The following is a 12,324-nucleotide window of genomic DNA, read 5'->3' as shown; positions in this document are numbered from 1 at the left end:
CATTAAGTGTAGCGTCTGGCTTGCTGCCGATAATCCTAATCTTCATGCTGATTTTCCCGCCGTTGCATGGTAGAAGGGAAACACTGTGGTAAAAACGTGGTGATCCCCATGCCCGAACCTGTCGCTGACCCGGCGCTTACTGGATTGCGCCTCAATCTGCGCATTGTCTCTGTTGTCATGTTTAACTTTGCCAGCTACCTCACTATTGGCCTGCCGCTGGCGGTACTTCCCGGCTATGTCCATGATGTCATGGGATTTAGCGCGTTCTGGGCGGGACTGGTTATCAGCCTGCAATATTTCGCTACCTTGCTCAGCCGCCCTCATGCCGGTCGCTACGCCGATTTACTCGGGCCGAAAAAAATCGTCGTTTTTGGTCTGTGCGGCTGTTTTTTAAGCGGAGCGGGCTATTTTCTGGCCGCAAGCGTCAGCCCGTGGCCGGTTGCCAGTCTGCTGCTGCTGTGTCTGGGGCGTGTGATTCTGGGCATTGGGCAGAGCTTCGCCGGTACGGGATCGACGCTGTGGGGCGTGGGCGTTGTCGGTTCGCTGCATATTGGCCGGGTGATTTCGTGGAACGGCATCGTCACGTATGGCGCGATGGCGATGGGCGCGCCGCTTGGCGTACTGTTTTACGCCTGGGGCGGCCTGCAGGGACTGGCGATGATCATCATGGGCGTTGCGCTACTGGCGGTATTACTGGCGATTCCGCGCCCGGCGGTAAAAGCGAACAAAGGTAAACCGCTGCCGTTTCGCGCGGTACTTGGACGCGTCTGGCTGTACGGCATGGCGCTGGCGCTGGCATCCGCCGGATTCGGGGTGATCGCCACGTTCATCACTCTGTTTTATGACGCCAAAGGCTGGGACGGCGCGGCCTTTGCGCTGACCTTATTCAGCTGCGCTTTTGTCGGGACGCGGCTGCTGTTTCCCAACGGCATTAACCGCCTGGGCGGGCTGAACGTGGCGATGATCTGCTTTAGCGTCGAAATCGTCGGTCTGTTGCTGGTCGGCGTGGCGGTGATGCCGTGGATGGCGAAAGTCGGCGTGCTGCTGGCGGGAATGGGTTTCTCACTGGTGTTCCCGGCGCTGGGCGTGGTGGCGGTGAAGGCGGTGCCGCAGCAGAATCAGGGGGCGGCGCTGGCGACATATACGGTCTTTATGGATTTGTCGCTTGGGGTGACGGGACCGCTGGCGGGGCTGGTGATGAGCTGGGCGGGTGTCCCGGTGATCTACCTTGCGGCGGCGGGACTGGTGGTCATTGCGCTGTTGCTGACGTGGCGGTTAAAAAAACGGCCTCCGCAGGAGTCTGAGGAGGCCGCTTCATCCGCGTAGAACGTTACTGGATAACCAGCGTATTGATGATGTTCTCGGCTGTGGTTTGTGCTTTCTGCTGATCGTCCGCAGGCAGCGTGATTTGCAGAGTCAGCAATTGGTCATCGACGTTACCCAACAGGACAGAGGAATACGCCGTCTGGCCTTTTGCGGAGATAATGCTGTCTAACTGCTGCAGCGTGTGGCCTTTCAGCTCGATGGATTTGTTGGTCACCACCTGCAACTGCGGGTCACGGGCGCGCTGTTGATCTTCCAGACGTTTCGCCAGCACCGCCAGGTCTTCGCTGGTGTTGTCACCAACAATCACAATCACCGCTTTCTGTCCGGTTGAATCCGAGTAAACGTGCATGTTATTCGCTTGGGTGCCCAGCTTACCGCTTTGATCGGTCATATCCGCGGGCAGGGAGAAACTGAGTTTACCGTCGAGCAACGTAATAGGCTGACCGGTGGCCTGGCTTTCTGCCGCCGCACCGTCTGCAGGCGCTTTCGTCTCACTATTATCACAGGCCGCCAGCCCCATCACCAGCAGGCCAATCCCGACATATTTAACCAGATTGCGCATTGACTTCTTCCTTTCGATAAACGGCCATAACGGCTCATGGGTTCATCTTAACACAACTCGGAAAACGAACCTTTAACTCGTCTGCATTGCCGGGATTTCGGATTTATCTGTCAGTCTTTTCAGCAACATATTCAGCAACACACCGTACATCGGCAGGAAGAAAATCATGCTGATAAGCACCTTGAAGCCGTAGTCGACGAGGGCAATTTCCATCCAGTGCTCGGCCATAAACGCATCCGGGCTGCGCCAGAACGCGATAAAGAAGAACGCGAGGGTATCACTGATATTGCCAAACAGCGTGGACGCGGTTGGCGCCAGCCACCAGCGCTGATTCTGTCGCAGGCGGTTAAAGACATGCACGTCGAGGATCTGCCCCAGCGCGTAAGCCATGAAGCTGGCGGCGGCGATACGGGCGACGAACAAATTAAACTGCGCCAGCGCGCCGAATCCTTGCCAGGCGCCCATGTAAAACAGCGACGAGATAATATAAGAGACCAGCAGCGCCGGGATCATCACCGCGAAAATAATCCGTCGGGCCAGCGGCGCGCCAAAAATACGCACGGTCAGGTCGGTGGCGAGAAAGATAAACGGAAAGCTGAATGCGCCCCATGTGGTATGAAAACCAAAAATGGTAATGGGAAGCTGAACCAGATAATTACTGGAGGTGATCACCAGCAGATGAAATAGCGATAGCCAGAACAACGCTTTTACGCGCTGCGATTGAGAGAACGACGTCATATTGTACCTTTTTAATTTTGGGGTGAGGGAACCCAATACGTGCTTCACGCTATTTTCCTTGCCATTTTGCCCTTAAGGTAAACTGGCTGCGACAATAACGCGTCTTAAACCGGGTAAGGCCGCCGCATGATACTGCTTTAGCGGGACTTTGCAATGGTTGTTTTTCACGCAATCGTTAACCTGATTGGCTTAGCGCGCAACAGGGCGTAAACTACGGCGGTTTTTATGTATATGAGACCACCATGAGCGATCTGTTTACCTCTCCCGACCACACTCTTGATGCCCAGGGGCTCCGCTGCCCGGAACCGGTGATGATGGTACGTAAAACCGTCCGCGGTATGCAGAGCGGCGAAACGCTGCTGATTGTGGCGGACGACCCGGCGACCACTCGCGACATCCCCGGCTTCTGTACCTTTATGGAGCATGAACTGCTGGCTCAGGAAACCGAGGCGCTACCCTATCGTTATCTGCTGCGTAAAGGCTAAATCATTTGCCGCTTTGAATCTGCGCCGGGCTCAGATAAAACGCGTGAGCGTTTTGAACCCCCTTCAGGACGGCCCGAAGGGGGAGCTTCGCGAAAAATGCTTTCGTATTGCGTGCACGCTCCGGTGCTTCCACATCGTCCGTATTCAACAGATCGTGCCACTCTCGCTGACAAAGGCTTTTATCCGCAGCGGCGACATGCTGTACCTGTCCCGATAAAATAATCGCCTTCTATAATTTAAACCACTCTATTCACATTACGCATTTCATCCTGTCAGATAATCCTTATTATTGCCGATAAATTGAAAAAATTTATTATTTCGCTATACGGAATCTCTTTATCAGCGTAAAAGTTAATTTCCAGGGATATTGTTGCCACTGTTGTATTACCTCAACATGTAATAAAGGGATGAAATGAGTGATATTGTTTACCTGACGATCGCAGGGGAACAACAAGGCGCTATTTCTGACAGTTGTGGAACCGCTGATTCAATTGGGAACCGTCGACAAATCGGTCACGAGAACGAAATTTTTGTTTTTTCGCTCACGAATAGTCTTACCAGTACCGGTAATGGTTCGCAACAGCATGGGCTAAGTTTCAAGAAACTGATCGATAAAAGCACACCATTGTTGTCGAATGCGATTAATAATAACGAACAGTTATATATGGAGTTTTATTTCTACCGCATCAATGCCTATGGCCGATGGGAGAAATATTATTACCTTCAATTGCGAGGCGTTTTCATATCAAGTATCCATTATCTATTTTCGCCAGGTAATTTAGATACGGAAACTATTGTTGTAAATTATGAATATATCCTCAGCAAACATCTTATTGCTAACACGGAGTTTGGCTATCTGGCGTTCCCTGCTGACTATAACCGCTTGTTTATACCCGTCAAAAATGAAACGGCGGTCAATGCGTTAACAACGTTGAATAGCAAGTCTGTCGGTAGGCTTCTCGCTGCTGGCGGGATTTATAACGGGAATATCGACGGCTTTGAAGAGACAGCGAAAAAACTGGGAGGAGAAGCGCCTGATGGTTACAACCAAGTGATGGATAACCAGGGTTTATTGATTACTGGCGCGTCGTTGATGGCTGGATTAATGATGGGGAGGATGAAGTTTCCGCAGCTATCAAAACTTGATGTTTATGGAGCGAAAGGAGCATTCACATCACGACCATTTGATGCAAAAAAGGCCGGTGGGCCTGTTGAACATTTAACAACAGAAGGCGTTGTGATCACTCATGAAGGAGTTGACATTGTAGAGAAGCATGTTTCTCGGTTTGATGCTGATCCCGGGAATGAATTCATGGTTAATAGATTAAGAAAAATTGCAGATGGTAAGATGACTGCGGAGCAAGTTGATTTAAACTACTACACTCACGAATGTAGAGAGTATCAACGATACTGTAATCTTGGTTGGGAAACTGGACGGCCTACGGATTACGATGAATCATATGATTTATGGAATAATGCTCATACAGCAACTCTTGAGGATTATAGAATTACTGGCGATGATCTTTATCACAAGGATGCCCCAACATGGTAAATGAAACTGAATTTAATATCCTTAAGCTGTTAGCTTCAAGGGTTGATGTTAAATGGAATTGGTACACCCTTGATCGTGCGATGAGTTCGAGGGAAATGGATGGTATTGGCAATGTCGCAAGGCTTGTGAAAAACCTTGAAGAGCAAGGTTTAGTTGATTTCATACCTTCTACAGTGCCTTCAATGCCAACATATCGTGTTTCTGAAAAGGGATATGAATACATAAAAAATATGGATGAACTAAAAGAGTCTTAATCCAAAGCCGGGTAAGATTTCCTTCTGCCCGGCTTAACGTCATCACAGTTCTAAACCATCGTTTCAAAACTTCACAATTTTGTGAGGTGCTTCACCTCCGCTTTTCAGGGCGTAGTCTAGTTTTTAAGCGTACAAAACTAAAACACTGTTTTAACGCTTACCTCACTACCCTGGAGCTCATGTAATGAAAACGACCCTCAAGCCGTTACTGGCCGTGCTGTGCCTGTCTGCTTTTTCCTGCGCCGTTTCTGCGCAAACGATTAAAGCCGCCGACGTCCATCCCGAAGGCTACCCGAACGTGGTGGCGGTGCAGCAGATGGGCGAGAAATTAAAACAACAAACCAATGGCGAGCTGGAAATCAAAGTCTTTCCGGGTGGCGTGCTCGGGGATGAAAAACAGATGATTGAGCAGGCGCAAATGGGGGCGATCGATATGATTCGCGTCTCAATGGCGCCGGTTGCGGCAATTCTGCCCGATATCGAAGTCTTTACCCTACCGTACGTGTTCCGCGACGAAGACCATATGCACAAGGTGATCGACGGCGATATCGGGAAGCAGATCGGCGACAAGCTCACTGCTAACCCGAAATCGCGGCTGGTCTTTTTAGGCTGGATGGATTCCGGTACCCGCAACTTGATCACAAAAAATCCGGTAGCGAAACCGGAAGATTTGAAAGGTATGAAGATCCGCGTTCAGGGCAGTCCGGTCGCGCTGGCGACATTGAAGGATATGGGGGCGAACTCAGTGGCGATGGGCGTCAGCGAAGTGTATAGCGGCATGCAAACCGGCGTGATTGACGGCGCGGAAAACAATCCGCCCACCTATATTGCCCATAACTACCTGCCGGTCGCCAAAAACTACACCCTTAGCGGGCACTTTATCACCCCAGAAATGCTGCTCTATTCGAAAGTGAAATGGGACAAGCTCAACGCCGACCAGCAGCAAAAAATCCTCACTCTCGCCCGTGAAGCGCAGTTTGAACAGCGCAAGCTGTGGGATGCCTATAACCAGCAGGCGCTGGAAAAAATGAAGGCAGGCGGCGTCCAGTTCCATGACATCGACAAGGCGGTGTTTGTGAAAGCCACGGAGCCGGTACGCGCGCAATATGGCGAAAAACACCAGGATCTGATGAACGCTATCGCGGCTGTGAAGTGATCCCACCCCGTTGCGGAGGAAATATGTCCGAACTGTACCTGAAGTGGATGGATCGCCTGTACCTGCTGGCGATGGCCGTGGCGGGGGTGTCGCTGCTGGTGATGACCACCGTCATCCCCATCGGCATCTTCTCGCGCTATGTGCTGAATCGCGGGGAGTCATGGCCGGAACCGATCGCCATTATTTGCATGGTGACCTTTACCTTTATCGGCGCGGCGGTGGGCTACCGCGCCGGATCGCACATCGCGGTGAACATGCTGACCGACCGTCTGCCGCCGGTGCTGAAAACCGCCTGCGCACGGGTGGTGGATCTGTTGATGCTGATGATTTCGCTGATCATGTTCTGGTACAGCTATCTGCTGTGCGTCGAGCTGTGGGAGCAGCCAGTGGCGGAATTCCCAATACTGACGTCGGGTGAAAGCTACCTGCCGCTGCCCATCGGTTCGGCAATTCTGATTTTCTTCGTCCTTGAGCGCCTGTTCTTTGGCTCACAGGAACACCGTCCGGTCGTGACGATCGGCAACCACGGTTAAGGGGTGAACAATGGACGCCTTTATCTTGTTATTCACCCTCGCCATTTTGCTGGCGCTGGGCATGCCAGTGGCCTTTGCCGTCGGCCTGAGCGCCGTTGCGGGCGCGCTGTGGATCGATTTACCGCTGGAAGCGCTGATGATCCAAATCACCAGCGGGGTCAACAAGTTCACCCTGCTGGCGATCCCGTTTTTTATTCTTGCCGGGGCGATCATGGCGGAAGGGGGAATCGCCCGGCGGCTGGTCAACTTTGCCTATCTGTTCGTCGGCTTTATTCGCGGCGGATTGTCGCTGGTGAACATTGTCGCCTCGACCTTTTTCGGCGCGATTTCCGGCTCGTCGGTGGCGGATACGGCGTCTATCGGTAGCGTGATGATCCCGGAGATGGAGAAAAAGGGCTATCCGCGCGATTACGCGGCGGCGGTCACCGCGAGCGGTTCAGTGCAGGCGATTTTGATTCCACCGAGCCATAACTCGGTGATCTACTCGCTGGCGGCGGGCGGGACGGTCTCTATCGCCACGTTGTTTATCGCGGGTGTGTTGCCGGGGCTGCTGCTCGGGCTGTGTCTGATGGGGCTGTGCCTCTGTTTTGCGCGTAAGCGTGGCTACCCGAAAGGTGAACGGATCCCGTTTCGCCAGGCGGTGAAAATCTTCATTGACGCGCTGTGGGGGTTGATGACGGTCGTGATCATTCTGGGCGGTATATTGTCGGGAATTTTTACCGCCACCGAATCGGCGGCGGTGGCCTGCCTGTGGGCCTTTTTCGTCACCATGTTTATTTACCGTGACTATAAGTGGAATGAGCTGCCCAAACTGATGTGCCGGACGGTGAAAACGGTCACTATCGTGATGATTTTGATCGGCTTCGCCGCGGCGTTTGGCGCGGTGATGACCTATATGCAGTTGCCGATGCGTATCACCGAATTCTTCACCTCGCTTTCCGATAATAAGTACGTGATCCTGATGTATCTCAACATCATGCTGCTGCTGATTGGCACGCTGATGGATATGGCGCCGATCATCCTGATCCTGACGCCGGTGCTGTTGCCGGTGACCAATGCGTTAGGGATCGATCCGGTGCATTTCGGCATGATTATGATGGTGAACCTGGGGATTGGACTGATTACCCCACCGGTCGGGTCGGTGCTGTTTGTGGCCAGCGCGGTAAGTAAGCAGAAAATTGAACACGTGGTGCGGGCGATGCTGCCCTTCTACGGTCTGCTGCTGGTGGTGCTGGCAATGGTGACCTATATCCCCGCCATCTCGCTGTGGCTGCCGGGGCTTCTGGGAATGCAGTAAGACACAAAGCCGGATGGCGCTATCCGGCCTACACGTCATGCTACGCGTAGGGCCGGTAAGCGCCACCGGGCTTTTTTTACCGACGACGCAACAGTCGCAGCGCGTTAGCCGTCACCAGTACCGTCGCGCCGGTATCCGCCAGCACCGCCAGCCACAGCCCGGTCATGCCGAGCAGGGTGGTGACGAGGAAGATCCCCTTCAGCCCCAGCGCAATGGCGATGTTCTGGCGAATATTGGCGTGCGTCGCCCGCGCCAGCGTCACCATTTGCACGAGTCCGGTCAGACGATTGTGGGTTAGCGCAGCGTCTGCTGTTTCCAGCGCCACATCGGTACCGCTGCCCATCGCAATCCCGATGGCGGCGGCTTTCATCGCGGGAGCGTCGTTAATGCCGTCGCCCACCATCGCCAGCGGCGACTGCTGATTCAGCGCGCTGACCGCCTGGACTTTGTCTTCCGGCAGGAGTCCCGCTTTGTAATCCAGTCCCAACGTCTCCGCGATGGCCGCCGCCGCGCGTGGGTTGTCGCCGGTGAGGATGACGCCTTTAACCCCCAGCGCGTTCAGTGCGCTTATGGCGGTACGGGCATCGTCCCGTAGCGTATCCTGGAGGGCGATAACGCCGAGCACGATGTCATTTCGCCGCACTAATACGACCGTCTGACCTGAACGTTCAAGCTGATTAATGCGCGCAGCAAACGCCTCGTCAGGCTGTTTCCCGGCGGCGCTAATCAGGACGCGCTCACCGTTGACCCGAGCCTCAATGCCGGAACCGACCAGCGCGCGCTGTCCGTCGGCGGCGGGGAGGGTAAGCGCCCGCTGTTGCGCTTCACGTACAATCGCCTGCGCCAGCGGGTGCGTCGCGCCTTGCTCCACCGCTGCCGCCAGCGCCAGCAGCTCAGCCTCGCTGATACCCGTGGCAGGATGAATTGCCGTCACGCGCGGCTTGCCTACGGTCAGCGTCCCGGTTTTATCAAACGCGACCTGCGTGACACGTCCTAGCTGTTCCAGCGCCGCGCCGCCTTTGATCAGCGCCCCGCGACGCGCCGCCGCCGCCAGCCCGGAGGTAATCGCCGCCGGGGTGGAAATCACCAGCGCGCACGGACAGCCAATCAGTAACAGCGTCAGTCCCTTATAAATCCACTCCTGCCAGCTACCGGCAAACAGCAGCGGCGGAACGAGCGTCACCAGCAGGGCGACGACCATGATGGCGGGCGTGTAAATCCGGCTGAAGCGGTCGATAAAGCGTTCGATGGGCGCGCGCCGTTCTTCTGCTTCTTCAATCAGCTTCAGGATGCGATCTATGGCGCTGGCACCCGCTTCCGACAGTACCTCCAGCGTGACAAGACGATCCACGCTGGTCGCCCCCGCCGGGACTTTCTCGCCGCTGGCGCGTTCAACCGGGATCGACTCGCCGGTCAGGGCGCTTTCGTCAAAGCTGGCGAACGCAGACAGCAGTTTTCCGTCGGCGGGCAGGCGTCCTCCGGCGGCGACTTCAATCACATCGCCCGGTTGCAAGGTGTTGATGGCGACCTCTTCGCGTACGCCGTCGCGCAGGCGGATTGCCACCTCTGGTTTTAGCGCCATCAGCGCGCTGACCCCTTTGCGGGCGCGACTGGCGGCCCATCCCTCTAACCGCTCGCCAATCAGGAATAGCAGCAGCACCATTGCCGCTTCCGCTGTGGCGCCAATAAACAGCGCGCCGATGGCGGCGACACTCATCAGCGTTTCAATGGCAAACCAACTGCCGGATTTCATCAGGCGCAGCGCCTGGCGGGCGATGGGATACAACCCGACCAGCGTGGTGGCGATAAACGCCAGTTGTCCGAACGGAGGGTTGAACTGCTCCAGCCCCCAACTGACCGCCATCATCACAATCAGGGTCAGTAGCGGCAGATTCTCTTTGACGCGCGATTCGGGCGCGGCGGCGTTGGCCTGCTCGTCTTGCAGGGTATAGCCCGCATTTTGCACTGCCCGCGCGATTTGTGAACGCAGATCGCCGTCGCTGTCGACCACCAGCTTTTCGGTAGCAAACAGCACCTGAACCTGATTCACGCCGCTTATCTGGCGCACCGCGTTCTCAACTTTGCGGGCGCAGGCGGCGCAGTCCATACCGGCGATTTTCCAGCTATAACGGGCCCCTTTTACCGTTTCAGCGACGGTTTCCGGCGAGTCGCAGGCACCGTCGCAGCAGCAGGCATCGGCTTTCTGCGGCGCAGGGGCAAGTCTGAAGGATGAAAATTGTGGGGCTTTTTTGCCATTAGTATCGGGTGTCGACATGGCATCCTCCGGTTGATGATAATTTTCTCATTAACCGGAGGATACACTCTGGAGTCGACTCCAGAGTCAAGCACTATCAGAGATAAAGTGAGCGGACGATCAGGAAATGCCCGGCGAAGTAGCAGGCCGCAGCGATAGCGTTGTCGGCACGAAAGCGGCGGCGGTAATGACTGCCCAGCCAGACAATGTTACCCAGGAACAGCAGCGCCGCCCCCATAAACGCCGACAGCGCGGGCGCGGTGGGTCGGAAAAACCACAGTTCACCGGCCAGCCAGACCATGACCAGCGTCATGGCGACGAAGGTGCATACCGGCCAGCGCAGCTCCTCAAGACGCGACCAGATTACCGCGACGAGCAGCGCGCCCAGTACCAGGAGCGCTAACGGCAATGGCCAGAAGAATGAAAGCGTCATCTGGCTGGCGAAATAGATGGTGTACAGCAGATGCGAAAGGAAAAACGCGCCAATCGCGTACAGCAGACGCTGACGTGGCAAGAGCGTTAACGCATCGCCTAACAGCGACGCACAGAGACCCGCCAGCACCAGATAACTGATAGCGTCAAACATCGGCGCTTGCCAGGCGAGCAGCAGCAGGAGAAGCAGCGTGACAGGTTTAAAGACCCAACGTTGCCAGGCGGGGCCACGGTAAGAAGCATCCACAAACAGCCATGCGGAAAGGCAGACAGCGATAAACGACCAAAGCATCTTAGTTCCTTGAATTCGTTATTTTTTCGTAAGCGGTATGCTTACGGTCTTACTCTTCAGTTTAGAGGCGGGTAAGGGCGGATGACAACACCATAACGGTCAGGGTATGTTGATTTCCGCATTTTCTGATGGGTTAAGGGTATGAGTAAGCCACCGCTCTTTTTTATTTTAATCATTGTGTTAATTCTCATTGCCGCCTCGTTTCGTTTTATGCAGCAGCGGCGGGAAAAAGCCGATAACGAGGCTGCGCCCCTGCAACAGGCGCCAATGATGGTCAGCAACAAGCGGGAAAAGCCGCTCAATGACCGCCGCTCGCGTCAGCAGCAGGTCACCCCCGCAGGCGCCAGTATGCGATACGAAGCGAGCTTTAAGCCGCTACGCGGCGGACAGGAAAAAACCTTCCGCCTGGACGCGCAGCAGTACCACGCGCTGACGGTAGGCGACAAAGGCACGCTGAGTTTTAAAGGAACGCGGTTTGTCGAATTTGTGGTTCACAGGCCGGATTAAATACCATCCGGCTGTCAGCCTCATTTTTTGACGTTAAACTTCTTCTGCCATACCAACAGTTCAAACACGCCGAACAGGAAAATACGCACTTTTTCCCCGTTGCTCATCTGCGGCCCGTCTTTTGGCAGGGTCGATTTCAGTAGCGCCAGTTGCATACCGTGCATCAGCGCCATAAACACCAGCGCGACGTTAACAAAAATATTGAGTGGGCGCGGAAACGGTTGCACCAGATTCCAGAGTAAAAAAGCCCAGACGCAGAGCATCAGTAAACGTCCAATATTAATCAGCATCGTTTTCTCCTTGTGCTTCGCGTTGATACAAGCGATAGGCAACCTGTCCGGCAACCTTCTCGCGATACAGCGACCAGTTATTGGGCACCGGCGGCAGACCGTTTTCCACTTCGCTTTCTACGTAAATATACGCCTCGTCAGCCAGCCAGCCGTGGTTTTCCAGCAGGCGTAAGGTCTCTTCCAGCAGACCCTTGCGAAACGGCGGGTCGACAAACACGACGCTGTGCGGCGTACCGGTCTGCGCCAGAAATGCCAGTGTGTTCGTGTTTACGACATTTGCGTTGCCTGCCTTCAGCGTCGCTAAATTCTTTTGTAACTGCTGCGCGACGGCGCGATCCATTTCCAGCAGGGTAGCAGACGCCGCGTAACGCGACAGCGCCTCCAGCCCCAGCGCGCCGCTTCCGGCGAAACAGTCGAGACAACGGGCGTCGACCATTACCGGCGCCAGCCAGTTAAACAGCGTCTCGCGCACGCGATCGGTGGTGGGACGCAGGCCGGGGCTGTCCGGTACCGGAAGTTTGCGGCCGCGCCATTGCCCGCCAATAATGCGGATCTGGCCACTGCCAGAGTGATTCGGTTTTTTCATTTCTGCTGCTCAAACCGCCCTAATTCGGTCTTTCCAGGCGGTGATGTAAATTAAGTTAAG

At 55.0% G+C, this 12,324-nt stretch carries 14 protein-coding genes; 8 read left to right on the top strand and 6 right to left on the bottom strand.

Annotated features, from left to right (window positions below):
* Positions 1-66: 66 nt before the first annotated feature.
* Complete coding sequence (locus CSE01S_RS08090) at positions 67-1,326, top strand: MFS transporter (RefSeq protein ID WP_072014968.1); 1,260 nt, start codon at positions 67-69, stop codon at positions 1,324-1,326.
* A 4-nt stretch (positions 1,327-1,330) separates the two neighbouring features.
* Here the strand turns inward: CSE01S_RS08090 and CSE01S_RS08085 are convergent, their stop codons facing one another.
* Positions 1,331-1,888, bottom strand: coding sequence for a DcrB family lipoprotein (locus CSE01S_RS08085; protein WP_042286564.1), 558 nt, complete (start codon positions 1,886-1,888; stop codon positions 1,331-1,333).
* Positions 1,889-1,960: 72 nt separating this feature from the next.
* Positions 1,961-2,626 carry a 7-cyano-7-deazaguanine/7-aminomethyl-7-deazaguanine transporter gene (locus CSE01S_RS08080; protein WP_042286562.1) on the bottom strand — a complete coding sequence of 222 codons (666 nt, stop codon included), beginning with the start codon at positions 2,624-2,626 and terminating at the stop codon, positions 1,961-1,963.
* Positions 2,627-2,868: 242 nt separating this feature from the next.
* On the opposite strand from CSE01S_RS08080, the gene tusA reads away from it, so the two are divergent.
* The 6 genes from tusA (at position 2,869) to CSE01S_RS08050 (ending at position 7,903) form a co-directional block, all read left to right on the top strand.
* The gene (gene tusA, locus CSE01S_RS08075) at positions 2,869-3,111 is read left to right on the top strand and encodes a sulfurtransferase TusA (RefSeq protein WP_042286560.1); all 243 of its coding nucleotides are present in this window, start codon (positions 2,869-2,871) and stop codon (positions 3,109-3,111) included.
* A 412-nt stretch (positions 3,112-3,523) separates the two neighbouring features.
* Entirely contained in the window at positions 3,524-4,663 is a 1,140-nt protein-coding gene (gene tssD / locus CSE01S_RS08070) for a type VI secretion system tube protein TssD (RefSeq protein WP_042286556.1), read from the top strand.
* Complete coding sequence (locus tag CSE01S_RS08065) at positions 4,657-4,917, top strand: hypothetical protein (RefSeq protein WP_042286554.1); 261 nt, start codon at positions 4,657-4,659, stop codon at positions 4,915-4,917. The genes tssD and CSE01S_RS08065 overlap by 7 nt, the downstream gene beginning before the upstream one ends.
* A gap of 184 nt (positions 4,918-5,101) precedes the next feature.
* On the top strand, positions 5,102-6,073 hold the full coding sequence (locus CSE01S_RS08060; protein WP_042286551.1) for a TRAP transporter substrate-binding protein: 972 nt from the start codon (positions 5,102-5,104) through the stop codon (positions 6,071-6,073).
* Between the two features lie 23 nt (positions 6,074-6,096).
* Positions 6,097-6,606 carry a TRAP transporter small permease gene (locus CSE01S_RS08055; RefSeq protein WP_042286548.1) on the top strand — a complete coding sequence of 170 codons (510 nt, stop codon included), beginning with the start codon at positions 6,097-6,099 and terminating at the stop codon, positions 6,604-6,606.
* A gap of 10 nt (positions 6,607-6,616) precedes the next feature.
* Positions 6,617-7,903: a TRAP transporter large permease gene (locus CSE01S_RS08050; protein ID WP_042286546.1), complete on the top strand. Its 1,287-nt coding sequence runs from the start codon at positions 6,617-6,619 to the stop codon at positions 7,901-7,903.
* A 76-nt stretch (positions 7,904-7,979) separates the two neighbouring features.
* Here the strand turns inward: CSE01S_RS08050 and zntA are convergent, their stop codons facing one another.
* Positions 7,980-10,178, bottom strand: coding sequence for a Zn(II)/Cd(II)/Pb(II) translocating P-type ATPase ZntA (gene zntA, locus CSE01S_RS08045; RefSeq protein ID WP_042286544.1), 2,199 nt, complete (start codon positions 10,176-10,178; stop codon positions 7,980-7,982).
* A gap of 76 nt (positions 10,179-10,254) precedes the next feature.
* Positions 10,255-10,881, bottom strand: coding sequence for a lysoplasmalogenase (locus tag CSE01S_RS08040; RefSeq protein WP_042286542.1), 627 nt, complete (start codon positions 10,879-10,881; stop codon positions 10,255-10,257).
* 141 nt (positions 10,882-11,022) lie between these two features.
* Between CSE01S_RS08040 and CSE01S_RS08035 the strand changes: the two genes are divergently transcribed.
* Positions 11,023-11,388: a DUF2500 domain-containing protein gene (locus tag CSE01S_RS08035; protein WP_042286539.1), complete on the top strand. Its 366-nt coding sequence runs from the start codon at positions 11,023-11,025 to the stop codon at positions 11,386-11,388.
* Positions 11,389-11,408: 20 nt separating this feature from the next.
* Here the strand turns inward: CSE01S_RS08035 and CSE01S_RS08030 are convergent, their stop codons facing one another.
* Both CSE01S_RS08030 and rsmD read right to left on the bottom strand, forming a co-directional pair.
* Complete coding sequence (locus CSE01S_RS08030; protein ID WP_042286536.1) at positions 11,409-11,678, bottom strand: DUF1145 family protein; 270 nt, start codon at positions 11,676-11,678, stop codon at positions 11,409-11,411.
* Positions 11,668-12,264 (bottom strand): 16S rRNA (guanine(966)-N(2))-methyltransferase, encoded by a 597-nt coding sequence (rsmD, locus tag CSE01S_RS08025; protein WP_042286534.1) that lies wholly within the window; start codon positions 12,262-12,264, stop codon positions 11,668-11,670. The genes CSE01S_RS08030 and rsmD overlap by 11 nt, the downstream gene beginning before the upstream one ends.
* Positions 12,265-12,324 lie beyond the last annotated feature (60 nt).

Source organism: Citrobacter sedlakii NBRC 105722, assembly GCF_000759835.1.
Classification (GTDB): Bacteria; Pseudomonadota; Gammaproteobacteria; order Enterobacterales; family Enterobacteriaceae; genus Citrobacter_A; species Citrobacter_A sedlakii.
Note: the sequence above shows the minus strand (reverse complement) of the source record. Positions and strands in the feature narration are given on the sequence as shown.